Annotated in this window: 18 protein-coding genes; 9 read left to right on the plus strand and 9 right to left on the minus strand. The window is 74.2% G+C overall.

The features are described 5' to 3' along the window. The 5 genes from EFE23_RS11060 to EFE23_RS11080 all read left to right on the plus strand — a co-directional run. Nucleotides 1-2,653: ATP-binding protein (locus EFE23_RS11060; RefSeq protein WP_233600946.1), on the plus strand; the 2,653-nt coding region annotated here is incomplete at its 5' end. A 1-nt stretch (nt 2,654) separates the two neighbouring features. Further along, nucleotides 2,655-4,583, plus strand: coding sequence for an MraY family glycosyltransferase (locus EFE23_RS11065; RefSeq protein WP_123240811.1), 1,929 nt, complete (start codon nt 2,655-2,657; stop codon nt 4,581-4,583). A gap of 6 nt (nt 4,584-4,589) precedes the next feature. Beyond that, entirely contained in the window at nt 4,590-5,141 is a 552-nt protein-coding gene (locus tag EFE23_RS11070) for a hypothetical protein (RefSeq protein ID WP_123240812.1), read from the plus strand. Further along, entirely contained in the window at nt 5,138-6,307 is a 1,170-nt protein-coding gene (locus tag EFE23_RS11075; RefSeq protein ID WP_123240813.1) for a M23 family metallopeptidase, read from the plus strand. Before EFE23_RS11070 ends, EFE23_RS11075 begins: the two co-directional genes overlap by 4 nt. A 13-nt stretch (nt 6,308-6,320) precedes the next feature. Beyond that, nucleotides 6,321-6,920, plus strand: a complete 600-nt coding sequence (locus EFE23_RS11080; protein WP_123240814.1) for a hypothetical protein — start codon at nt 6,321-6,323, stop codon at nt 6,918-6,920. A gap of 7 nt (nt 6,921-6,927) precedes the next feature. On the opposite strand, the gene EFE23_RS11085 is transcribed toward EFE23_RS11080, so the two are convergent. Next, a complete protein-coding gene (locus EFE23_RS11085; RefSeq protein WP_123240815.1) occupies nt 6,928-7,485 on the minus strand; it encodes a hypothetical protein in 558 nt (185 codons plus the stop codon). A 197-nt stretch (nt 7,486-7,682) separates the two neighbouring features. Further along, nucleotides 7,683-11,378 carry a S8 family serine peptidase gene (locus EFE23_RS11090; RefSeq protein WP_123240816.1) on the minus strand — a complete coding sequence of 1,232 codons (3,696 nt, stop codon included), beginning with the start codon at nt 11,376-11,378 and terminating at the stop codon, nt 7,683-7,685. A 142-nt stretch (nt 11,379-11,520) separates the two neighbouring features. Here EFE23_RS11090 and EFE23_RS11095 point away from each other — a divergent pair, with 142 nt between their 5' ends. The 3 genes from EFE23_RS11095 to EFE23_RS11105 all read left to right on the plus strand — a co-directional run bounded on the left by EFE23_RS11095 (nt 11,521) and on the right by EFE23_RS11105 (nt 15,881). After that, a complete protein-coding gene (locus EFE23_RS11095) occupies nt 11,521-12,519 on the plus strand; it encodes a TrmB family transcriptional regulator (protein ID WP_123240817.1) in 999 nt (332 codons plus the stop codon). Nucleotides 12,520-12,612: 93 nt separating this feature from the next. Continuing rightward, entirely contained in the window at nt 12,613-15,183 is a 2,571-nt protein-coding gene (locus EFE23_RS11100; protein WP_199737013.1) for an FtsK/SpoIIIE domain-containing protein, read from the plus strand. Between the two features lie 44 nt (nt 15,184-15,227). Next, nucleotides 15,228-15,881: a hypothetical protein gene (locus tag EFE23_RS11105; protein WP_204334780.1), complete on the plus strand. Its 654-nt coding sequence runs from the start codon at nt 15,228-15,230 to the stop codon at nt 15,879-15,881. Between the two features lie 30 nt (nt 15,882-15,911). Here the strand turns inward: EFE23_RS11105 and folE are convergent, their stop codons facing one another. The 4 genes from folE to EFE23_RS28010 all read right to left on the minus strand — a co-directional run bounded on the left by folE (nt 15,912) and on the right by EFE23_RS28010 (nt 19,863). After that, nucleotides 15,912-16,574, minus strand: coding sequence for a GTP cyclohydrolase I FolE (folE, locus tag EFE23_RS11110; protein WP_123240819.1), 663 nt, complete (start codon nt 16,572-16,574; stop codon nt 15,912-15,914). A gap of 38 nt (nt 16,575-16,612) precedes the next feature. Then, nucleotides 16,613-18,625, minus strand: a complete 2,013-nt coding sequence (gene ftsH / locus EFE23_RS11115) for an ATP-dependent zinc metalloprotease FtsH (RefSeq protein WP_123240820.1) — start codon at nt 18,623-18,625, stop codon at nt 16,613-16,615. Nucleotides 18,626-18,999: 374 nt separating this feature from the next. Then, nucleotides 19,000-19,575, minus strand: coding sequence for a hypoxanthine phosphoribosyltransferase (gene hpt / locus EFE23_RS11120; protein ID WP_091070183.1), 576 nt, complete (start codon nt 19,573-19,575; stop codon nt 19,000-19,002). A 99-nt stretch (nt 19,576-19,674) separates the two neighbouring features. After that, a complete protein-coding gene (locus EFE23_RS28010; RefSeq protein WP_148058430.1) occupies nt 19,675-19,863 on the minus strand; it encodes a hypothetical protein in 189 nt (62 codons plus the stop codon). A 99-nt stretch (nt 19,864-19,962) separates the two neighbouring features. Here EFE23_RS28010 and EFE23_RS11125 point away from each other — a divergent pair, with 99 nt between their 5' ends. Next, complete coding sequence (locus tag EFE23_RS11125; protein WP_123240821.1) at nt 19,963-20,922, plus strand: GlxA family transcriptional regulator; 960 nt, start codon at nt 19,963-19,965, stop codon at nt 20,920-20,922. A gap of 156 nt (nt 20,923-21,078) precedes the next feature. Here the strand turns inward: EFE23_RS11125 and tilS are convergent, their stop codons facing one another. From tilS to dacB, 3 genes are read right to left on the minus strand one after another with little or no spacing between them, the layout of a single operon-like run. Continuing rightward, entirely contained in the window at nt 21,079-22,059 is a 981-nt protein-coding gene (gene tilS, locus EFE23_RS11130; RefSeq protein WP_123240822.1) for a tRNA lysidine(34) synthetase TilS, read from the minus strand. Between the two features lie 4 nt (nt 22,060-22,063). After that, entirely contained in the window at nt 22,064-23,131 is a 1,068-nt protein-coding gene (locus EFE23_RS11135) for a zinc-dependent metalloprotease (protein WP_123240859.1), read from the minus strand. Between the two features lie 57 nt (nt 23,132-23,188). Beyond that, nucleotides 23,189-24,604 (minus strand): D-alanyl-D-alanine carboxypeptidase/D-alanyl-D-alanine endopeptidase, encoded by a 1,416-nt coding sequence (gene dacB, locus EFE23_RS11140; RefSeq protein ID WP_309226201.1) that lies wholly within the window; start codon nt 24,602-24,604, stop codon nt 23,189-23,191. Between the last annotated feature and the right edge of the window lie 156 nt (nt 24,605-24,760).

The following is a 24,760-nucleotide window of genomic DNA, read 5'->3' on the forward strand; positions in this document are numbered from 1 at the left end:
GGTGGCCACCACGCCCGGCCGCGACGTGACCCCGCCCCGGCAGCGGGCCCCGGAGCGGGCCGGGCGGCCCGTCAAGCCGGCCCGCCCCCCGAAGATCAAGTTCGGTGACCGCGACCCCGCCGTCGAGCTGGCGATCACCGAGATCGCCGGTCACCTGACCTTCACCCCCAACACCGTCACCGCCTGGTACTGGCTGCCCGAGGTGCGCTGGGCGTTCCGCCCGGACGCCGAACGGGAGGCGCTGCTCTCCGCCATCTCCGAGCAGTACGCCGGCCTGGCCGGCTTCCGGCTGCACCTGCGGCGGACCACCCGGCCGTTCCCGGCCGACGAGTGGGCCCGCACCGTCGACGCGCACACCGCCGCGCCGCTCCCCGACGTGCCCGACACGCCCGGCTGGGCCGACCACCTGGTGGCCGCCCAGCGGCACCTGATGGCGGTCAACCACGCCGAGGGGCAGACCTACCTGGGGGTCACCTTCGCCCGCCGCTCGCTCGGCGACTCGCTCACCGAGCGGCTGCTGCGCGCGTTCGGCCGGGGCACCGCCGACGGCGAGCGCCGCAGGCTGGGCCGCACCGTCGAGCAGTTCGACGAGGTGCTCGGCGCGTTCGGCATGCGCGGCCGCCGGGTCACCGCCCAGGAGCTGGAGTGGTTGCTCTACCGCTCGGTCGCGCTCTGCATGGCGCCGCCGGGCGCCCTCTCGCCGGTCACCGACGGCCGGTGGGAGCGCGGTGACCTGCTCGCCCTCACCGAGCAGGTGGAGCGCTACCGCACCCCGTACGGCTCGACGGTGAAGCTGGTCAACCGGATGACCGGCGAGGAACGGCACGTGGCCGTGCTCGCGGTGGGCCGGATGGAGCCGCTGGAGATCCCCGAGCGGCACGAGCCCTGGCTGCACTTCCACGAGCGGCTGCCGTGGCCGATGGAGCTCTCCACCCGGGTGGACATCCTCGGCCCGGGCGACTCCTTCCGTAATCTGGAGCACCGGCTCCGGATGATCCGGTCCCAGCAGCTCGACTACGCCGAGCACGGCATCGACGCCCCGCCCGAGCTGGAGCGGCTCGCCAAGCGGGCCCTGGTGATCGGCGACGAGATGACCACCGGCCTGCCGGTCGACTCGGCGCGCGCGCACGGCTGGCACCGGATCGCGGTGGGCGGCCGGACCCGCGAGGAGTGCCTGGAGCGGGCCCGCCGGCTCATCCAGCTCTACTCGCGAGAGCTGCGGATCTCGCTGCAGCACCCGAAGAACCAGGACTGGTTGGCCCGCGAGTTCATCCCCGGTGAGCCGATCGCCAACACCGGATACGTCCGGCGGATGCCGGTCAACCTGCTCGCCGCGGCGCTGCCGCAGGCCGCGTCCACCGTCGGCGACCGGCGCGGCGACCTGATCGGCCGGACCGCCGGCACCTGCCGCCGGCCGGTCTTCCTCGACCTGCACTTCCCGATGGAGGTACGCGAGCGCTCCGGCCTCGCCGTCTTCGTCGCCGAGCCGGGCGGTGGCAAGTCCACCCTGCTCGGCGCGCTCGGCTACCTCGCCGCCCGGCGCGGCGTGCAGGTGACCCTGCTCGACCCGTCCGGCCCGCTGGCCCGGCTCTGCGCGATGCCCGAGCTGGCTCCGTACTCACGGGTGCTCAACCTGACCGGCTCCGAGCAGGGCACCCTGGCCCCGTACGCGCTGATCCCGACGCCGCTGCGCAGCGAGTTCGGCACCGGTGCGGCCGGCGACCGGGAGTTCGAGATCGCGGTCTCCAACGCCCGCGCCGAGCGGCGCATGCTGGTGCAGGACATCTGCATGATGCTGGTGCCACCGCAGGTGGCCCGGGAGGCGTCCACCGCCACCCTGTTCCGGCACGCCGTACGCCAGGTGCCGGCGGAGGAGACGTCCACCCTGGACGACGTGGTGACGACCCTGCAAGGGCTGGACGACGACGCCGGCCGGGAGCTGGCGCACCTGCTGCTGGACACCGCCGAGATGCCGCTCGCCATGCTCTTCTTCGGCCGGCCGCCGGAGGGGCTGCTCGGCGCCGACGCGGCACTCACCGTGATCACCATGGCCGGGCTCCGGCTTCCCGACCTCAAGATCGAGCGCGAGTACTGGTCGGCCGAGGAGGCCCTGGCCCTGCCGATGCTGCACACCGCGCACCGGCTCGCCGTACGTCGCTGCTACGGCGGCTCGATGTCCTCCCGGAAGCTGGTCGGCCTGGACGAGGCGCACTTCATGGAAGGCTGGCGCTCCGGCCGGTCGTTCCTGGTCCGACTCGCCCGCGACTCCCGCAAGTGGAACCTCGCCGCCCTGGTCGCCTCGCAGAACCCGAAGGACATCCTCGGCCTCGACGTGCAGAACCTGGTCTCCACCGTCTTCGTCGGCCGGATCGCCGAGGACTCCGAGATCGCCTCCGAGGCGCTGCGGCTGCTCCGGGTGCCGGTCAACGACGGGTACGAGGCCACCCTCGCCTCGCTGTCCCAGGCCGACAGCGGTTCCGCCGCCCGGCTCGGCTTCCGTGAGTTCGTCATGCGCGACGTCGACGGGCGCGTGCAGAAGGTCCGGGTCGACGTGTCGTACGTCGACGGGCTGCTGGAGCACCTGGACACCACCCCCGCCGCGGTCGCCCGGGCCGCCGGGCAACTGCCGACCCTGGCTGATCTGGAGGCGTGACATGGCGCGGGCCCGGGCACGGATCGCGGCGCTCCTCCTCGCGCTCGGCGTACTCGCCGGGGCCACCATCGGCTGGCCGCTGGTCGGAGCGACACCCGCGTACGCCGCCGAACCCACGCCAGCACCGGCCGAGCTCTGCAGCACCAAGCAGTGGCAGGCCGACTTCCGCGCCTGCGTCGCCAAGTTGCAGGCGGTGACCGATGATCAGGTCACCTGCCGTAACGCACCCGTCCCCAGCGCGCCGGACTCGGGGCTCGCCGGCTGGTTCGCCTCCCGGCCGGACTCCGCCAAGCTCCCCGGCCCCAAGGGCCTCTACAGCGACTACGGCTACGCCGGATACAGCTACACCACGTACGACATCGACACCGGCTGCGCCACCTCCGTGCTCCATCCCGACTACCGGTTCACGACGATGGTCGCCAACGGCGAGTTCATGTTCGCCAACGCGGTCATCGGGGCGTCGAACGCGCTGCGCGAACGGGCCTGGGATCCCCGGTCGATGTGGAGCTGGGCGGACCCGCTGGTGGAGCAGGCCACCAAGGCCGTCTACCAGAAGGTGTTCAGCGTCTTCGGCATCATCACACTCTGCGTGGTCGGTCTCTACCTGCTCTGGCGGTCACGCCAGTCGGACATGAGCAACGCCATGACCACGGCCGGCTGGGCGGTGCTGGTGATGGTGGCGGTGACCGCCCTGGCCGCCTGGCCGGTGAAGTCGGCCAGCATCGCCGACAACACCTTGATCACCTCACTCGGCGTCGTGCACGACGCGGTCGGTCCGGCGTCCAAGGACATACCGTCGGACAAGTGCGTCCTACCGAACCCGGACGCGTGCGTGGACAAGCGTCCCCCGGCGGTGCGGGCCAGCGACACCGCCACCGAGACCATGCTCTACCGGAACTGGCTGCGCGGCGTGCTCGGCTCGGCCGACAGCGAGACCGCCAAGAAGTACGGTCCGGCGCTATACGACGCCAGGTCGCTGAGCTGGGACGAAGCGGAGTCGATCCGCGCCAACCCGAAGACTCGGGACGTCGTGATCAAGGGTAAGCAGCAGCAGTGGGCCCGGGTTGCCGAGCAGATCAAGACCGAGGATCCCGAGGCGTACGAATACCTCCAGGGCAAGCGCGACATGGACCGGATCGGGGCGGGTTTCATCGCGGTGCTCGCCTCGCTGCTCTTCGCGATGTTCGACCTGACCGCGTCGCTGCTGGTGCTGCTCGGCTTCCTGATCTTCCGGTGGGCGGTGATCGCCGCGCCGATCCTCGGCACCGTCGGCCTGATGCGACCGGCGAGCGCCGGCCTGCGCCGGCTGGCGAACGCCGTCGTCGCGGCGGTCTTCAACATCGCCATCTTCGGCACCGGCGCGGCCGTCTATCTGTTCGCGGTCGACCTCATCATGAACACGCCCACGCTGCCCGGCTGGCTCCAGGTGGTCCTGGTCTGGCTCTGCGGCGTGGTGGGCTGGCTGCTGCTCCGCCCGTACCGGCGGATCACCCAGCTCGGCGGCAAGGACAGCAGCGAGGCGGTCAGCTCGGCCGGGTCGTGGCACCGCCGGTTCTTCCGGGACATGCGGGTGGCCGCCCGACTGGATGTGGTCGAGCCGGGCGGCACCGCCGAACCGGCGGTCGGCCGTCGGCGCGGCGTCTCGCTCGACCAGCGCAGCCTGCGGCCCGAGGCGCGGCACGAGGACCCGTCGCACGTCGCCGCGATCGAACGCCGGCGACCGGACGGGCGGGAAGGGTCCGACGGAGCCCCGGCGCCCGAGCGGTCGGACGGGCGTCGCGCCACCGCGCCCCGGCCCCGCCGGGAGCCGGCCTGGACGGAGCCGGACGTGCCCGAGGAGGCGCCCTCCTTCGCCGTCTACCGGCCGGACTCGGCCGACCGGGCTCAGCCGGCCCGGCCGGCTCCCCGCGTGCGGTCCGAGGCCCGGTGAGTCCCGATGCGTCGCGCGCTGGAATTCCTGGTCACCCGGGTTCCGCGGTCCCGGCTCGGAGTCGCCCTGGTGATCGCCGTCCTGATCTTCGGCGTGATCGGGGCGGCCCGGCTGGTCTCCGGGCCGGTCGATCCGACCGCCGGCCTCAGCAACCGACCCCGGGAACCGATCAGCACGGTCGACCCGGAGGCCGGTGACGACGGACTGCTGTCCAGCCCGACCTCGGCTGCCTCGCCGAGGACGCGTCCCGGCGAGCCGACCCCGGAACAGACGGCCGCCCGGTTCACCACCGCCTGGTTGAGCGGCCCGGGCAGCAGCGGGGCGGACTGGCTGGCCCGGCTGAAGCCCTTCTCCACCCCGGCACTCACCGAGAAGCTGGACGGCGCGGACCCGGAGCGGGTCCCCGCGCGGCGGGTGAACGGTCAGGTGACGCTGCGACCCCGGACGGAGTCCTTCGTGGAGGCCCTGATTCCCCTCGACAACGGTCAGCTCCGGCTCGACCTGGTGGCCCCGGACGGCCGGTGGCTGGTGGACGCGGTTGACTGGGAGCGGCAGTGAACGCCCCGCCGGACAGCACGCCGCGCCGGAAGCTGCGGCTCGGCGTCCTGGCCACCGCTCTCACCGCGGTGCTGGCGCTGCTCTGCTGCGTCGGTGGCGCGGGGGCCTTCTTCCTCACCGAGCTGGGCAACGAGGAGAAGGACGGGGCGGCCCTCGACAGTGGCTGCAACCTCGGCCGGCGGGTGAACATCACCGGGGAGATGCCCCGCTTCGCGGAGTACGGCGAGGGACAGCTGCGTAACGCCGCGGTCATCATCAAGGTGGGCCAGGACCGGAAGGTGCCGGCCCGGGGCTGGGTCATCGCGCTGGCCACCGCCATGCAGGAGTCCGCACTGCGGAACCTCGCCAACAGCACGGTGCCGGCCTCGCTCGGGCTGCCGCACGAGGGGGTCGGCTCGGACCACGACTCGCTGGGCCTCTTCCAGCAGCGGCCGGGCTGGGGCAGCGTCGAGGAGCGGATGACGCCCTCGTACGCGGCCGGGAAGTTCTACGACAAGATGATCAAGGTGCCGGACTGGGAACAGCGGCCGCTGACCGTGGTGGCTCAGCGGGTCCAGGTCAGCGCCTTCCCCGACGCGTACGCGAAGCACGAGGAGCTGGCCGGGCGGATCGTCGACGCGCTCGCCGGCGGCGCGGCCCGTACCGTGCAGATCGCCGGCAGGGCGGTCTGCGACGCCGCCCGGGGGGCCAGGATCGCCGCCTCGGGCTGGACCGCTCCGCTGGCCGGCGGGATCGTCTCCGGCTTCCGCACCGCCGAACGCCCCAGTCACAACGGCGTCGACCTCGCCGCGGGCAAGCGCACCCCGATCCACGCCGCCTCGGCGGGACGGGTGCTGGTGGCCCGCTGCGACCCCGACCACTCCGGCCGGCGCGACTGCGACCGCGACGGCTGGCCGGGCAAGGGTGGCTGCGGCTGGTTCGTGGACATCCTGCACGCCGGCGGCTACATCACCCGGTACTGCCACATGATCGAGCGGCCGCACGTGGTGCCAGGGCAGATGGTGACGGCCGGCCAGGTGATCGGCCTCTCCGGGACCAGCGGGAACTCCTCCGGACCGCACCTGCACTTCGAGGTGCACGTGGACAGCGACCGGTCCAGCCGGGGCGCGATCAACCCGGTGCAGTTCATGCGGGAACGCGGCGCGGCGATCTCCGGTTCCGAGTGAGGCCCGCCGACCCATGAGCAACCCGCTGCCCGACCCCTTCGCGGACCAACCCGACTGGGCGCCGCTCCCGCCGCGACCGATCGAGGTCGTCCCCGCCACCGGCCGGGTCGAGCTGCGTGGCCGGCGGGTGCTGGTCGGCCTGCCCGGGCTCGGCTGGCGCGGTGACCTGCGCGCCGACGAGCGCGTGGTGCAGGGCAGCCGCACCTACGTGCCGGTCATCCCGGAACACGAGTGGTACCGGGCCGAGTCGGAGCAGGTCGAGGTCTTCGCTCCGCTGATGCCGGTGGAGCGCGTCTGGGTGGAGACCATCGGCCAGCACCGGCCGTCGGGCCGGCCACCCGAGGCGGGTATCCGGCTGGTCTCCCTCGACGCGCCGGCGCGTCGCCCGCCCACCCCGGTCTTCGAGGCGGACTCCGTCACCGGCCGGCGCGTGGTGCAGATGACCGGTACGACCGAGCAGCGAGACCTCCGCGCGGTGACCGAGACCTACTCCGGCGCGGACGGGGACATCTGCGTCCGGGTGGCCCCGGAGCTGGAGTGGTACCGATGGGCCTGGCGTGGACAGGCACCGAGCACCCTGGAGGTGCCGGTCCACCTGCTCTGGCTCGAATGACACGATCTCAGCCAGCGGGCTGGGCTTTGCAAACCCCCCAACCGTCGCCCCGTCGCGTTTCGAACCGCCAGCCCTGCCGATCACTCTGCGAGATCCCATCGATGAATGCCGCAATAACGAGATCGACCTCGACTACGGCGTCCTCTCCTGACTGTTGAACGTTCAGCGGGCCCCAGCTCACCGAGATGGTCGTGTCAAACTTCTTCTCACGCGCCGCGAGGTCATCACGAAGTGCTCGCAGGCCATTCAGATCAGTCGTGCCCTCGCAGGTCAGTTGCTTCGCCTTCGTGTCGTCGCGCTCCACGAGGAATGCCTGGATGTAACTGGCCACCACGACGTCCGGACTGCTGCGGTCGGGGGCGGTCGCCCGGTCGTACAGGACGAAACCGACCACCGCGCCGGTGCCGCAGAGCAGCGCCACCACCCCGGCGACGATCGCCAGAACCGTCCGCAGCCGCCGGCGCGGACGCTCGGGCGCCGGAGCCGGCGCGGGGGGCGCCAACTGCTCGGGCGGGGTCCGCTGGGCCGGTACGCGGGAGACCTGGGAACCGGCGGGGGGCTGCACTGATTCCACCTCCTGAGGCTATCGGCTGCGGCCCGCGTACCCAATGCCTCGGATCTGGCGGATCGTGGCCATAGTTCGTCCTCCGCGCCACCGGCGGCGCTCTGTCCGGGTGAAGGTCGTGGCGAACCGCCGGAACGGACGCCGCCCGGCACGGCCCTGGTCGGGTCCGTGCCGGGCGTTCGTGCCGCGCCCGGCGGTCAGGCCAGCCGGTACGCCCGGATGATCTCCTGCGCCACGGTGTTGCCGGCGTCGTCCCGGGCGGTCGCCTTCAGTGAGACGAACCCGGTGCTGGACGGGTACCGGAGGGTGGCTTTCCAGCTGCCGCCACCGGCCGCCGTGAGGCTCACCGGCTGCCAGGTCGCCCCGTCGTCGTAGGAGACGCTGAGCGTGGCCCCGGTGACCGGGCCGGCGCCCGCCGCCCCGTCCACGTGGGACGCGGCGAGGCCGATCTTCTGCTGGCTGCCGGCCCGCACCGCCCCGGTCAGGTCGGTGTCGATCCGGTAGTCGAGCTGCAGGAGCGGCAGCAGCGCCCGGTCGGCCGGCCGCGCCGAGTGGAAGGCCCAGACCGTCCGGGTACGGGTGGAGGTCACCCACGGGTCGGCGGGCCGGGTGGTGTCCTGCTCGAAGCGGTACTCGGCGGTGCCGTCCGTCGGCGGCACCTCCTCCTGGACGGCCTGGTACGGCTGCTCCCGGCCGACCAGCGTCCCGTTCTGGTAGAGCCGGGACGTCACGGTGCTCACCCCGTCGTCGACCGAGCCGGTGATGCCGCCGTCACCACCGGCCGGCGGCACGTTGACGGCGAAGAAGTCGCCGTCCCGGTACGGGTACCAGTAGCCGGGGCCGAGTCGCGGCCGGGTGACCGGGCTGAACCAGCTGCGGGTGACGTGCTCGCCGGGCCGGTACGTGACCTGGTCGTGCCGCTGCTCCCAGCCGGGCATGAGCTGGACCTCCTGGTACCAGCTGGTGCCGTCCCGGGTGGACAGGTAGTCGACCCGGGTCGACGGCGCGGCGACCGGCTGGTAGATGCCCAGGCACGGCGGCCAGTGGTAGGACCGGCAGTCGGCCCGCAGGTCGAAGGCGAGCGACGGGCTGCCGGCGTGGAAGCTCTGGTCCACCCGGGCCAGTTCCTTCTCGGTCGGCGCGTACGTCGGGTCGGCCGGCACCTCGCCGGGCCACGCCCGGACCAGGTCGTAGGTGTACGGGCTGAAGGCGACGGCGTTGCCACGCAGGCGCAGGGTGCCGGCACGGGCAGCGGGGAGGACCCGCTCGCCCTCGGCCCGGGTGAGCGACACCACCGGCAGGTCGGTGCCGCCGGCGAAGGTGTAGTACGGGCCGGGCCGGTCGTTGACCAGCACGAGCAGGGCGGCCCCGGCCGCCTCGGCGGCGGCGGCGACCTCACCGGGGAACACCGTGTCGTCCCGGGTCACCAGGACGGCCTTGCCCTTGACGTCGCGGCCCTGGAAGTCGGCGGCGGTGCCGCTGCCGACGTACGTCGCGGCGAGGTCGACCTTGCCGTCGAGCCGGGCCGAACCGGCCTGGTAGCGCGGGTCGAGCGGGACGGCGGACGGGGTGTGGCCGGCCAGCGTGAGGTGGTCCACCTCCCGGCTCCACCGGGCGGCGAACTCGTAGCTGCCGCCGGTGACCTGCCCGGTCGGCGCGACGTAGACGTCGTCCACGTCCGGCGGGACGGTGTAGACGTTGGTGAAGGCGGCGTACGGGCCGCCGATGCCGGAGTCCCGGAAGTACTGCACCCGCCGGTAGCTGTCCTCGCTCGGCCGGGGCGTGGTCACGGTCACCTTGTGCGCCTGCCGGGCGTCCAGCTCCACGGACCGGTCGGCGTCGAGCTTCAGGCTCGGCGTGCCCAGCAGGGCGACACCCACCGAGTCGGGTCCGTCGCCGGCCACCGTCAGCCAGGTGGTGACGTTGTACTCGCCCGGCGGCAGGCGCAGCGGCCCGACGGTCCCGGTCTCCGGGTCGAGGGCCACCGTGCGGACGAAGAAGTCGCCGTACCGGTAGACGGTCACGTAGCCGCCGGCCGGCTTGCCGTCGCGGCCCACGGCATGCACCTTCAGGTCGTACCGTTCGTCCTCCTTGACCAGGCCCAGGGCGGTGTGCGCGCGAACCTTGCCGGTGCCGTCGGTGGCGACCAGCGCGCCGGTGTACCGGCCGGTGCCGGCGACGTCGTCCGGGTCGGCGGTGACGGTGGCGGTCGCGGTGCCGCCGGCGGGCACGGTGACCCGTCCCGGGGAGACCGCGCCGAGGCCGGCCGGCTTGCCGTCCGGCCCGGTCAGGGCCAGCGCCAGGACGAGGGTGACGGCCTCGGTGCCGCTGTTGGCGTACGTGACGGTGCGGCTGACCGGCTGGTCGCCGTCGTGCGGCCAGGTGAAGAAGCCGAGGTCGGCGGAGCCGGTGGCCTGGATGTCACCGAGGGCGGCCGGCACGTCCAGCCGGCCGGCGCCCACCTGGTACGGGGTGGTGTCGGCGAGCTGCTTCGACGCCGACATGAGGGCGTCCTTGAGCCGGGCCGCCGGCCAGTCCGGGTGCTTGGCGGCGACGATGGCGGCGGCGCCGGCCACGTGCGGGGTGGCCATCGAGGTGCCGCTCATCTCGACATAGCTGCCCGTGCCCGGGCTCTGGGTGGCGCGGGCGGCCAGGATCTGCACGCCGGGCGCGGAGATGTCCGGCTTCAGGCCGTTGTCCCCGTACCGGGGGCCCTGGCTGGAAAAATCGGCGCGGACGTCCGCGCCGTCCACGGCGGCGACGGTCAGCGCCGCGTCGGCCGCGGCAGGGCTGCCGATGGTCGACTCGTCGTAGCTGTTGCCGGCGGCGATCACGAAGAGGGTGCCGGTCTCGGCGGTGAGCCGCTCGACCGCCTGCGCCATCGGGTCGGTCCCGTCGCTCGGCTCCGGGGAGCCGAGGCTCATGTTGACCACCTTGGCGTGGTGCGCGGCCCACTCCATGCCGGCGATGATCCAGGAGTCCTGGCCGAAGCCGCCGTCGTCGAGCACCTTGCCGACCACGAGGTCGGCGCCCGGGGCGACGCCCTTCTCGGCGCCACCCGACGCGGCCCCGCTGCCGGCCACTGTGGAGGCCACGTGGGTGCCGTGCCCGTCCCGGTCGACGGTGTCCACGCCGGGTACGAAGGAGACCGCCTCCTTGACCTTCCCGGCGAGGTCGGGGTGGGTGGCGTCGACGCCGGTGTCCAGGACGGCCACCGTGGTGCCCTTGCCGTCGTACCCGGCGGACCACGCCTGCGGCGCGCCCACCTGGGCGACGCTGTCGGCGAGGTCCACCCGCACCCGGCCGTCGAGCCAGAGCTTGCCGACGCCACCGGCGAACCGGGTGGACCCGCCGGCCGGGGCCAGGGCCCGCCAGAAGGACGCCGCGTCCTTCTTCGCGGTGCTGAGCGCCATGCCGTTGATGCTGCGCAGGTCACGGACCTTGCGGGCCTTGGCGGGCGCGGTCCGGGCGGCGGCCCGGGCGGTGCCGCCGCCCGGGTACGTGGCGATCAGCGGCAGCTCGCTGGCGTGCGTGTCGTCGAAGCCGTCCTCGATCAGGTCGGTGACGTTGAACAGCTCCCGGTCGAGCCGGTTCGCGGCGAGGTGCGGCAGCGCCTCGTCGGGGATCACGTACAGGTCCTGGCCGACCATCTCGGTGTGCACGCCGCCGGTGGAGCCGTTGCTCCGGTCGACGGTGACCACGTCCGGTCCGCTGGCCGGGTGGGTCACCCGGACGACGTCACCGGTGACGAGGGTGACGGTGTCGCTGGTCTCGGCGGCGCCGGGGGCGGCCGGCGGCGACGGCTGGCTGCCGGCGACGGCCGGGGTTCCAGGCGCGGCCGCGAGCGCCGCCGCGACGGTGACGGCGAGCAGCCGACGGGTACTTCGTGGCATCGAATGACCTCTCCCTGAAGACCGTGGATGCGCTGACCCTCCGACGCCGCCATCGGGTCGGGCAACGGATCGGCCACGGCGGCTTCCTTCCTTGACGCAAAACCGCCACACTTGATCAGCATCAAGGCGGCGGAGGCGTGACATGGTGCTGGATGTGCTGGGGCTGAGCAGCGAGGAGTCCACGGCGTACCGGGCTCTGGTGTCGATGGCGTCGGCCGCGCCCGCCGAATTGGCCAGCCAGGTCGGCGGCGACGAGGGCGAGGCGGCCCGGCTCCTGGGGGTGCTGGAACGCAAAGGGCTGGCCGCGCGCAGCGTCGGTGACATCGCCCGGTTCGTGGCCTCCCCGCCGGCCACCGCGTTCGGCGCGCTGCTGCTGCAACGGCAGAACGAGCTGCGCCTTGCCGAACTGGAGCTGGGCTCGCTGACCGAGCTGTACCGCGCGGCCAGCGCCGGCCGGGGCGTCGCCGAGGTGGTCGACGTGATCATCGGGGCGGCGGCGCTGCGGCAGCGGCTGGAACAGCTCCAGCTCGGTGCCCGGTCCGAGGTGATGACCTTCGTCAAGGCGCCCGTGGCGATCATCAGCGGCGCGGAGAACACCGCGGAGGACGCCGCGGTGGCCCGGGGGGTGCGCTACCGGGTGCTGCTGGAGCGGACGATGCTCGACGAGGACGTCGACATCGACGGCATCGTCGCCGCCCGCGCGGCCGGCGAGGAGATCCGGATCGCGGAGAGCCTGCCGCTGAAGCTGTTCATCGTGGACCGGGAGATCGCCATCGTCCCGCTGATCAGCTCGACGGACGTGGCCACCACCGGGGCGCTGCTGGTGCACCAGAGCGGCCTGCTGGACGCCCTCGTCGCGCTCTTCGAGCTGGAGTGGACGGCGGCCACCGAGGTCACCGTCTCGGCGGACGGCTTTCCCGACACCGGCGTGGACGACCTGGACGTGCAGATCCTGACCCTGCTGCTCACCGGGTTGACCGATCAGGCGGTGGCCGGTCACCTGCGGACGTCGCTGCGGACCGTGCAACGCCGGGTCCGCCGGCTGATGGACCTGGCCCGGGTGCAGACCCGGATGCAACTCGGCTACCAGGCGGCCCGGCTCGGATGGCTGCCGGGTGAGCCGGCTCACCGCCGCGGGTAAAGACCGGCGCAGCGCCGACCGACATCCCCGAGGTCGGGCCCCGGCTGGGATACCGTCACAGCTCGGGAGGGCAGGTCGGCCTCGGGGAGAGAGGTGGACGCGATGGCGAGTCCGAAGGCGCGAGCCGGTCGGGCCGCCGTCCTGCACCGCCGCGCGGAGGCGGCCGCGCGGGCCGCCGCCGGCATCCTCGACGAGATCCGGCCCGCCCCCGCCGACCACCACCGGCAGTACGAGTTGGCCGAGCGGCTGCGTACGGCGGCGGCCCTGGCCGCGCCCGGTTGGGCGGGCGCCGCGCTGGACGGCCTGGCCGTGACCAGCCCACCCGGCGACGGCCCGCCGCCCCTGGTCCGGGTCGGCACCGCCGCCCCGCTGGACGACGCCCGGTTCCCCGCGCTGGTGCCCTTGCTCGGCAGCGGGCACCTGACCGTCGACACCGACGCCGCCGACCCCCGGGTGGCCGGACTGCTCCGGGCCCTCCTGCTGCGCCTGTTCGCCGCCACCCCGGCCGGGGCCCTGCTGGCCCGGGCGGTCGACGGCACCGGGGCGGGCACCTTCGCGGGCTTCGCGCCGCTGGCCGACGCGGGCCTGCTGCCGCCGCCCGCGACCGACCTGGCCGGGCTGCGGGCCGTCCTGACCGAGGCGGAGGGGTGGGTGGCCGCGGGCAGCGCCCGGCAGCGGCCACTGCGACAACTCCAGCCCGGTGCGGCCGACGCCGCGCCGCGAGCCGGCGGTGTCGACCGCACGCTGCTCGTGGTGGTGGCCGCCCTGCCGGACGGCACCGCCCGGTCCGACCTGGACCGGATCGAGGACCTGGCCGCCCGGGGGCACCGGGCCGGGCTGCACCTGGTGGTGGCGGGGTGGCCGGGCGACGTGTCGCTGCCGCAGGCCACCGCCGTCGCGGCGCGCACCGCGTACGCGCTGGTCGGTGATCCGCCCGGCGACGCCCTCGGCAGTCCCGGGGCGGAGCCACCGGGCGGCTTGAACTCCCCGGTCTTCTTCGACGAGGACCCGCCGGCCGAGCTGGTCACCGGGGTCTGCCGCCGGCTGGCCCGGCAGATCGAGGACGGCTCCCGGCTCACCCTGACCGACCTGCTGCCGCCCGGCGACCTGTGGTCGGAGAGTTCCGCCGACGGGCTCGCCACGACGGTCGGCGACGCCGCCGGCCGGCCGGTCAGCCTCGGCTTCACCGAACTGACCCCGCACTGGCTGGTCAGTGGCCGTTCCGGGGCGGGCCGCTCGGCGTTCCTCACCGACGTGCTGTTCGGGTTGGCCACCCGGTACGGCCCCGATGAGCTGGTGGTCCACCTCGCCGACCCGGCCGACGGCGAGTCCTTCGTCGAGTTCCTCCAGACCGAGCGGGACCGCTCCTGGGTGCCGCAGGTCCGGACCGCCGGGATCGCCGCCGACCGCGAGTACGTGGCGGACCTGCTCGGCGAGCTGGAGGCGGAGCTGCGCCGCCGCGAGGAGGCGGGCCGGCGGGCCGGCGGCCAGCGGTACGCGGAGCTGCGCCAGCACCAGCTGCTGCCCCGGATCGTCTGCGTGATCGACAACTTCCCGCTGCTGCTGCGCGAGCGGGACCGGCTCGCCACCGACCTGCTGGCCCGGCTGGACGGGCTGGCCCGCACCGCCCGGGCGTACGGGATCCACCTGGTCCTGGCCGGCGAGGGTGACCTCGGCATCGGCGGCCCGCGCGACCCGCTGCTCGGCCAGTTCCCGGTCCGGGTGGCGTTGCCCGGCGGCGCGGCGGTGCTGGAGCCGACGAACGACGCGGCGGCCGGGTTGCCGGTGGGCAGCGCGGTGGTGAACACCGCCGGCGGGCTGGGCGGGCCGCGCGGGGCGACCCGCGGCCACGAGCGGATGATCCGGTTCCCGGACCCGCACGACGACCCGGACCTCCTCGCCGAGCTGCGGCACCGCCTCTGGTCGGCCCGTCCGGAGGGGGCCGCCGCGCCGGTGGTCTTCGCCGGGTACGCGCGACCGCTGCTCGCCAACGACCCGCGCCACCGGGCCGCGCTGGCCGGTCGGGCGCACACCCCGGCCGCCCTGCTCGGCCGGGCGGTGGACGTGCACCGATCCACGGTGGCCGTACCGCTCGGCCCGGCGGCCGGCCGGAACCTGGCGGTGCTGGGCCGGGACGACGAGGCGGAACGCCTGCTGGTCACGGCGGCCCGGAGCACGGCGGTGCAGCACGGGCCGACCCGGTTCGTGCTGGCGCCGCTGGCCAACGGCTCGGCCGGGCCGGCGGCGGCGCTCGCCACCGAGCTGGCCGAGCGGCACGAGGTGGAGACGGTGGACGTGGCCGGGCTGCGCGGCGCCCTGGCCACGGACGAGCCGGGCTACCTGGTGGTGTTCGGGCTGGACGTGCCGGACGCCACGGAACTGCCGCCCGAGCTGTTGCGGGCGCTGCTGCTGGAGGGCCCGCCGGCCGGGCGGCACCTGCTCGGCTGGTGGCGGTCGGTCGCACCGCTGGCCGGCCTGCTCGGCCCCGACGGCGAGGTGGACAAGCTGACCGCCGTGGTGGTGACGGACGTCCCGGGCGGCCGGCTGGAGCAGCTCTTCGACCGGCCCGTGACCTGGCGGCCGCGACCCGGCCGGGCGGTGCTCTGGGACGGCCCGGGCGAGCAGGGCACCGTCCTGGTGCCGTTCGGGGAGGAGGCGGCGTGAGTGAGACCGGCACGGCCGTGCCCGCGCCCCGCGCGGGCGGGTCCATGGGCGGCGCCGACCCGGTGGAGACGGCCTGGGCCGACTACGTCGCGGCCGCCCGGCAGCTCGACGGGGTACGCCGGGCCGCGGCGACCGCGGCGACCGAGCAGGCCCGGTCGGTGGCGGCGGCCCGGGAGGAGCTGACCGTCGTGCGGGAGTGGCTCGCCCCGCAGCAGTCCCGGCTGCGGGAGCTGGGCGTACCGGCGATCTCGCTGGTGCCGACGCCGCCCGAGGTGACCGAGTCGGCGCGGTCGATGGCGGGCGGGCCGGCGGCCGTGCTGGCGGCCCTGCGCGCCGCCCGGGGCTGGGCGGAGTCGGCGGACGACACGCTCGCCGCCCGGGGTCTGCCCCGGCTGGCCCGCTGGCCGGCCCGCCCCCGCAACCTGCTGGTGTACGGGCCGGTGGCGCTGCTGGTCCCGCTGGTCCAACTGCTGCTCTTCGCCGTCACCGGCACGGGTCCGGTGAGCATCGCGGCGCTGGTGGTGGGGCTGCCGATGCCGGCGGTCGCGTTCATGGTGGGCTGGCTGGCGGTGGGGCGGCTGTTCCGGCCCCGCCCGGCGGACCGGGTGGACCGGACGCCCCGCTTCGGCGCGCTGGTCTGCCTGGTCCCGGCGGTGCTGGCCACCGCCGGCCTGGTCCTGGCGATGTTCCCGGGCTGAGTGCGCGGCGGCCGGGCCCTTCCCCACCCCTCAGCGCGGGATGATCAGGGACATCGCCTCGGCCCGCGACTTGGCGTCGTGCTGGAAGGTGCCCCGGACCGCGGAGGTGATCGTCTTCGCGCCGGACTTCTGGATGCCGCGCATCGCCATGCACATGTGCTCGCACTCGAGCACCACCACGACGCCGCGCGGGGCCAGCCTGCTCATCAGCAGGTCGGCGATCTGCGAGGTGAGCCGTTCCTGCACCTGCGGCCGGCGGGCGAAGACCTCGACCAGCCGGGCCAGCTTGGACAGCCCGGTGATCCGGCCGTCCGGCCCGGGGATGTAGCCGATGTGCGCGCTGCCCCGGAACGGCAGCAGGTGGTGCTCGCAGAGACTGGTCACGTCGATGTCCCGGACCAGCACCAGTTCCTCGTGGTTGGCCTCGAAGGTGGTGCTGAGCACCTGCGCCGGGTCGACCCGCAGGCCGGCGAAGAGCTCGGCGTACGCGCGGGCGACCCGGGCCGGGGTCTGCTGGAGGCCGTCCCGGTCCGGGTCCTCACCGACGGCGATGAGGATCTCCCGCACCGCCTTCTCGATCCGGGCCAGGTCGACGGTCTCCTCCACCGGGCGCCCGGTCAGCCTGCCGCTGATCAGGCGCGCGGCGACGAAGTCGAGGCCGTCCTCGTCGGGCTCGGTCGCGGAGACGGCCAGCTCCCGGTCGGGGAAGCTGGCCGTCGGGTCCGTGCTGCTCAGTGGGTACCGTCCGAGTTGTTCGAGGGGGCGGCCCCGCCGACCGAGGCGCCGTCGGCCTGGGCCTGCGCCTTCAGGGCCTCCTTCTCGGCGGGGGTGAGCACGGGCGGCTCGGTGGACGGCTGGCGCTTGCCGAAGCCGTGGTACGGGGCCATCGGCGGGCGCTTCGCCACCCGGGCGCAGATCCGGGCCATGTCGGCGGTGGAGAGGGTCTCCTTCTCCATCAGCTCGAGCACGATGTTGTCCAGGACGTCCCGGTATTCCACCAGGATCTCCCAGGCCTCGTCGTGGGCCAGTTCGATCAGCGCCCGCATCTCGCCGTCGATCTCGGCGGCCACCGCGTCCGAGTAGTCCCGCTCGTGGCCCATGTTGCGACCGAGGAACGGCTCGTCACCGCTGGTGCCGTACTTGATCGCACCGAGCTTGGAGCTCATGCCGTACTGGGTGATCATCGCGCGGGCCAGCCCGGTGGCCTTCTCGATGTCGTTGCCGGCGCCGGTGGTCGGCTCGTGGAAGACGAGCTCCTCGGCGGCCCGGCCACCCAGCGCGTACGCCAGGGTGTCGATCATCTCGGCGCGGGTCTGGGTGTACTTGTCCTCGGTCGGCAGGACCAGGGTGTGGCCCAGCGACCGGCCGCGGGACAGGATCGTCACCTTGTGCACCGGCGCGGCGTGCGGCAGCGCCCAGGCGACCAGTGCGTGTCCACCCTCGTGGTACGCGGTGATCTTCTTCTCCTGGTCGCTCATCACCCGGGTCCGGCGCTGCGGACCGGCGATCACCCGGTCGATCGACTCCTCCAGGGAGTCGTTGGTGATCGCCCGCTGGTCCTTGCGGGCGGTGAGCAGCGCTGCCTCGTTGATCACGTTGGCCAGGTCGGCGCCGCTGAAGCCCGGGGTACGCCGGGCGACCGAGTCGAGGTCGACGTCGGGCGTGAACGGCTTGCCCTTGGCGTGCACCCGCAGGATGGCCTTGCGGCCCTCCATGTCGGGGGCGTCGACCGGGATCTGCCGGTCGAACCGGCCCGGCCGCAGCAGCGCCGGGTCGAGGATGTCCGGCCGGTTGGTGGCGGCGATCAGGATGACGCCGCCCTTGGTGTCGAAGCCGTCCATCTCGACCAGGAGCTGGTTGAGGGTCTGCTCCCGCTCGTCGTGGCCGCCGCCCATGCCGGCGCCACGGTGCCGGCCGACGGCGTCGATCTCGTCGACGAAGACGATCGCCGGCGCGTTCGACTTGGCCTGCTCGAAGAGGTCGCGGACCCGGCTGGCGCCGACACCGACGAACATCTCGACGAAGTCCGAGCCGGAGATGGAGTAGAAGGGCACCCCGGCCTCGCCGGCGACGGCGCGGGCGAGCAGGGTCTTACCGGTGCCGGGCGGGCCGAAGAGCAGCACGCCCTTCGGGATCTTGGCGCCCAGCGCCTGGTACTTCGCCGGGTTCTGCAGGAAGTCCTTGATCTCGTGCAGTTCCTCGACGGCCTCGTCCGCCCCGGCCACGTCCGCGAAGGTGGTCTTCGGCGTGTCCTTGGTGATCATCTTGGCCTTGGACTTGCCGAAGTTGAGCACCCGCGAGCCGCCGCCCTGCATCTGCGACATGAAGAACAGCAGCAGGAGCACCAGCAGCGCGATCGGGAGAAGGTTGACCAGCAGGCTCACCCAGATGCTGTCCGACGACACCTTGGTGTCGACCGGGCCGCTGATCCGGTTGGCCCCCTTGGCCTCCTGGACCTGGTTCCAGACCTGGCCGCCGACCTCGTAGGGGAACTGCGCCTCGATCTTGTCGGTGGTGGTGTCGTCGAACTTGGCCTTGTCCTTCAGGTCGAGCTGGAGCGTCTGCTCCTTGTCCTGGAAGACGACCTTCTCGATGCCACCCTTGTTCAGCTGGTCGAGCGCAACGGAAGTGTCCACCCGGTGGTAGCTGGGACCAGCGGTGAACAGCTGACTGAGCACAACGGCGCCGAGGATGACCAGGATGATCCAGACCACCGGTCGGCGGAAGAAACGCGTACGTTCCATGCTGTCGTCGGGCGCCGAGACGCCCGCATCCTCCTGATCGACGTCCTGACCGTCTGAATGGTGTCGCCGCCTCGGGCGGCGGCCGCAGCCGCCGTGCGGGCCGGCCCCGACCCCGGGACGCGCCTACTGCCGCGCCGCGGTCATTCGACGGTACACCGTTCGTGCCAGATGTGAGCTTGCGAGCCCGGCACTTACGCGTACGGCGAACCGAGGTTTGAGCCGGCGTGCCGGGAGCTCCCCACCCGACCCGCCCGACCGCCCGGTCACGCGGACGAGGGGTCGGGCGTGGAGAGTGCCTCCACGTCACCGGCCTCTACCGTAGTCCGAAAGGCTGAGAGTCCGCTGAACGTCCGCTTGACGCGGCCCCCGACCGATCAGGCGCGGGCGTAGACCTCGGGCTTGAGGACGCCGACGTAGGGCAGCTCGCGGTAGCGCTCGCCGAAGTCGAGGCCGTACCCGACGACGAACTCGGTCGGGATGTCGAAGCCGACGTACTTCACCGGGACCTGCACCTTCACCGCGTCCGGCTTGCGGAACAGGGCGACCACCTCGACGCTGGCCGCGGAGCGCGACTCCAGGTAGCGCAGCAGCCAGGAGAGGGTGAGGCCGGAGTCGACGATGTCCTCGACGACCACCACGTGCCGGCCGGCGATGTCCCGGTCCAGGTCCTTCAGGATACGGACGACGCCCGAGGAGGTGGTGCCCTGGCCGTACGAGGAGACGGCCATGAACTCGAGTTCGGCGGGCGGGCCCTGCCGGCCCAGCGCCCGGGCGAAGTCGGCCATGAACATGACCGCACCCTTGAGCACGCAGACGAGCAGGAGTCCGTCCTCGACGTGCGCGTAGTCCGCCGAGACCTGCTTGGCCAGTTCCGCGGTCTTCTCGCGGATCTGCGCCTCGGAAATGATCACGTGGTCGATGTCGGCGTCGTACCAGGAGCCGTCAGCCATGCTCCTAGCCTGCCGTACGCCCGCCGGCCTCCGTCGGCGGGGCCGCCCCTTTTGGCGCGGTCCCGCCGGGGATTTTCGGCGCGCAAGGAGCAAATCACCTCAGCAGGTACGAGAGCGCCAACGATGCCCGTCATCGGTCGGCTTCCAGTCGGCCGAGTCCCGGCTGTCGGCGGTCAGCCCGAGGCCGCTCGCGGCACCCAGGAGCAGCAGGAGGAGGACAAGCAGCAGGACGATCATGGCGGCGCTCGCTTTCACATGGTTGATGTCGGTTTCGCCGCCGGTGCGCACCGGACTGAACCCAGTCTGCGGGCCGCCGCCCGGACCGAACAGTGGCAGGAATGCCGGCGGGCATCGATTTCCTGCCACCTCTGGGGTTACCCTCGTCACATGCTCAGAGCCGTGGCCGTGGTGGCGCTGGACGACGTCGCCGCGTTCGAACTCGGCGTGCTCGCCGAGGTCTTCGGCACCGACCGCACCGCCGACGGCTTCCCCGGCTACCGGTTCGACGTCTGCACCGCCGACGGCGGCCCGATCCGCAGCCGTTCCGGTTTCCTGCTCACCCCGACCGCCGACCTGGCCCCGATCGAGGACGCCGACCTGGTGGCCGTGCCGGCACACGCCGACGGGACGCCGGTGCCCGAACCGGTGCTGGCGGCGCTGCGCCGGGCCGCCGAGCGGGGTGCCTGGCTGCTCAGCGTCTGCGCCGGCGCGTTCGTCCTCGGCGAGGCGGGGCTGCTCGACGGGCGGGAGTGCACCACCCACTGGCGGCACGTCGACGAGCTGCAACAGCGGTTCCCGGCCGCCCGGGTGCGGTGCAACTCGCTCTACGTCCAGGACGGCCGGTTGCTCACCAGCGCCGGCACCGCCGCCGGGATCGACGCCTGCCTGCACCTGGTCCGCCAGGAGCACGGCTCGGCCGTCGCCACCCGGCTGGCCCGGCGGATGGTCGTGCCACCGCACCGCGACGGCGGCCAGTCCCAGTACGTCGAGGCGCCGATCGCCAAGGCGCCGGAGGCGCCCACCCTGGAGCCGGTGCTGGAGTGGTTGATGGGCCACCTGGACCGGACGGTGACCGTGGACGAGCTGGCCGCCCGGGCCGGGATGGCCCCGCGGACCTTCGCCCGCCGGTTCCGCGCCGAGACCGGCACCACCCCGCACGACTGGCTGACCAACCAGCGGGTGCTGCTGGCCCGGCGGCTGCTGGAGGAGACCCGGCTGAGCGTGGAGAGCGTCGCCGACCGGGCCGGCTTCGGTGACGCGGCCGCGCTGCGGCACCACTTCACCCGCCGGCTGGGCACCACCCCGCTCGCCTACCGGAGCACCTTCCGGGAGCGGGTCGAGACCTGATCACCAGCCGGCCATCACCCCGTCGACACCGGCCGCCGCCCGGACCCGGCCGTCGACCCTCGACTTGCCGCGAACCGCGCTATCCAGCGCGACCATTACCCCGGTTCGCCGCATCCCGAGTCGATCAAGTGGCCAGGCAGCGGGGCCGGGCGCGGGTCAGGTGGTCAGGCGGCCGGCGCGGCGGGCGACCGGGATGCCGCCGGGCAGGTGGACCGGTCCCTGGCCGTGCCAGGCGGTGACCAGGGCGTCCAGGGCGGCGACGTGCCGGTGGGACAGGGCGGCCGGCGAGGCGCCCAGCTCCCGCGCCCAGGCGTGCAGCACCCGGGTGCGTACCGCCGTGGGGAGGGCGGCCAGCGCGGACACCGACAACCCGCCCTCGACGGTGCGGGCGTCGGCGAGCGCGGCGGCGGCCAGGGCGTCGAGGGCGGCGGTGTCGGCGGCGAGCAGCCGGGCGGTCCGGGCCAGGTTGTCCACCACGCCGGGGCCCAGCGCGTCCACCAGCGCCGGCAGCAGGTCGGCGCGCACCCGGGAGCGGGCGTACGCGGGGTCGGCGTTGTGCGGGTCCTCCCACGGGGTGAGGCCGAGCGCGGCGCACGCCTTGCGGGTGTCCTCCCGGCCGACGTCGAGCAGCGGGCGCAGCAGCGGCACCCCGGCCCACTCCCGCCGCTCCGGCATGCCGGCCAACCCGCGCGGGCCGCCGCCCCGGGCGAGCGCGAGCAGCACGGTCTCGGCCTGGTCGTCCCGGGTGTGGCCGAGCAGCACCGCGGCGGCGTCGTGCCGGCGGGCGGCGGCGAGCAGCGCCTCGTACCGGGCCTCCCGGGCGGCCGCCTCCGGGCCACCGGGCCGCCCGGCGACCCGTACCCGCACCGCCTCCACCGGGTCCAACCCCAGCTCGCGGGCCCAGGCGGCGACCACGGCCGCGCGTTCGGCGGAACCGGGTTGCAGACCATGGTCGACGGTCACCAGGCCGGCGCGCCGGCCGAGCCGGGGCGCCACGAAGGCGGTGGCCGCCGCCAGCGCCAGCGAATCGGCGCCACCGGAGCAGGCCACCAGCACCGGACCGGCGCCGGGCAGGCCGGTCAACGCCCGGCGTACGGCGGACCGGACGGCGGCGACCGGCGGAGCGAGCGCGGCCACGGGCTCAGCCGGCGGTCGGCGTGGCCCCGGTCGGCCCGTGCACCCGGGCCACCCAGGCGTCCGGGTCGCCCAGCTCCTCGAGCCGGGGCAGGGTCAGCGGGGAGGAGAAGATCCGGTTGAAGCCGGCCATGCCGACCCGGTCGACCACGCCGTGCACGAACTTGCGACCCTCGGCGTACTGCCGCATCTTGACCTCGATGCCGAGCAGCCGGCGGATCGCCTTCTCCAGCGGATTGCCGGCCTCGCGGCGCCGGTTGAACGACGCCCGGATCGACTCGACGCTCGGGATCACCTGCGGTCCGACGCCGTCCATGACGAACTCGGCGTGCCCCTCCAGCAGCGTCATCAGCGCGGTGAGCCGGTCGAGCACCGCCCGCTGGGCCGGGGTCTGCACGATGTCCAGCACGCTGGCCCGGCTCTCCGGGTCCCGCACCGCATCGGAGAGGGTGGCCACGCCCCGGCGCAGCCGTTCGAGCAGGTGCTCGCCGGCCTGTGCGGCGTCCACGAACGCCTGCACCTCGCCGAGGAAGTACGCGCGCATCCACGGCACGGCGGTGAACTGCGTCCGGTGGGTCACCTCGTGCAGGCAGACCCAGAGCCGGAAGTCCCGGGGGTCGGCGCCCAGCTTGCGTTCCACCTCGACGATGTTCGGCGCGACCAGCAGCAGCTGACCGGGGTCGCCGGCGAAGACCTCGTACTGGCCGAGCACCCGGCCGGAGAGGTACGCCAGGACGGTGCCGGCCTGCACCCCGGTGAGCCGGGACCCGACCGCCTCGGTCAGCGGCCCGGGCCGCTTGTCACCGGAGAGACGGCTCACCAGCGGGCTGATCACCTCGCGCAGCCCGGCGATGTTCGCCGCCGCCCAGTCCCGCCGGTCCACCACCCGTACCGGCGGATGGGCGACCTGGGACCGCAGGCCGGTGTAGTCGGCGACGTGCCCGGCCGCCTCCTCGGTCAGCCGTCGCAGCTCGCCGACCACGTCGGTGGCCTCGGCGTACGACACCCGGGGGCCCGACTTGCCCAACGCCCCCGCGGTGGCGGCGGCCAGATCCCAGTCCACGAACTGCGCCATGAACCCACCGTACCCGCGCCGCGACACCCGAACCGGGGATCGACGGCTGTCGCAGCCTCAGCGGCAGCCGCAGCCGGCCAGCGCGGAGCTGATCCGATCGAGGGCCTCGCGCGTCGCGTCGAGGGTGCCCGCCGGGGCCCGGTCGGTCAGCACGGCGAAGGTGAGCAGCCGGCCGTCGGCCGTGGTGACCAGGCCGGCGATGGCGTTGACCCCGGTCAGCGTCCCGGTCTTGGCCCGCACCACGCCGGCCCCGGCCCGGGTGGCCGACTCCTGGTAGCGGTCGCCGAGGGTGCCGGACCAGCCGCCGACCGGCAGGCCGCCGAAGATCGCCGCCAGCTCCGGGTGGCTGCCGTTGCCGGCGAGGGTGATCAGGTCGGTGAGCAGGGACGGGCTGATCCGGTTGGTCCGGGACAACCCGCTGCCGTCGGCCAGGTCGATCTCGCCGGCCGGCAGGCCCAGCTCGCCGAGCACCTCGTCGGTGGCGGCCGCGCCGCCCGCGAAGGAGGCGGGCTTGCCCTTGGCGAGCGCCACCTGCCGGGCCAGGTACTCGGCGATCACGTTGTCACTGTCGCTGATCATGATGTCGACCAGCCGGACCATCGGCAGCGACTCGACCCGGCCCAGCTCGGCGCCGGGCGCCGGCGCCGCCCCGCCGGAGGCCGTGGGCGCGCTGCCCCGCTTCACCCCGGCGGCGTCGCCGGAAAGCCCGAGCAGCTTCGCGAACTGCCGGCCGGCGGTCAGGTCCGGCTGGGGCACCCGCTCGGCGGCGCCGTGGGCGTCGTCGAACGTCTTCCGGGCCGCCTCCGGGTCGCGGCGGGCGCCGTCGGTGGTCAGCGCGGTGATCGCCGCACCGAAGCCGCCGGTGGGGATGTCGTCGTCCCAGCCCGGGCCGTACACCTGCCCGCTGAACAGGGACGAGTCGACGATGACCTTGGTCGGCGCCTGGCCGCCGAGCGCCGTGCGCACCTGCCCGGCGAGGTCGTCCAGCCGGGCCGCGCCCGGGTAGAAGCCGTTCTTGTCCACGGCGAGGGTCGGGTCACCGCCGCCGACCAGCACCACCTCGCCCGGGTTCGGGCCGGCCACCGCCCGGGTGGGGATCCGGTACGCCGGCCCCCGGGCGGCCAGCACGGCCACCCCGGTGGCCAGCTTGGTCACCGAGGCGGGAACGGTCGGGGTGTCCTGCCCACGGCCGTAGAGCGCCGTGCCGGTGGCCACGTCGGCCACCGAGACGTTCACCCGCTCGCCGAGCGCGGCGGCGCCGATCAGGGGTTCGAGCGCGGCCCGGACCCCGTCGGGGGTCGGCGTCGCGGCGTTGGGGTCCGCGCCGGCGAGCACCTCCGCCGGGGCGGGCTCGGCGGTCCGGCCGCCGGCGGTCGGCGCGGCGCTCCCGCCGAGCCAGCCGGCCAGCGGTCCGGGGCGGAGCACGGCCAGCCCGGCACCGGCCACCACGATCACCAGCACGGCGGCCAGCACCCCGAGCAGCCGACCGCGGCTGCGGCGGGGGTACGGCGGCGGGGGTGGGGCGGCACCGGCCGGTGGGACCGGCGGGCTCACCGGGATTCCGGCGGATGTGTCGGCCCCCGGCCAGCTCACCGGGGCGGGCGGGACGGCGGCGTACGGGTCGGCCCG

This window comes from Micromonospora solifontis (genome assembly GCF_003725545.1).
Taxonomy (GTDB): Bacteria; Actinomycetota; Actinomycetes; order Mycobacteriales; family Micromonosporaceae; genus Micromonospora; species Micromonospora solifontis.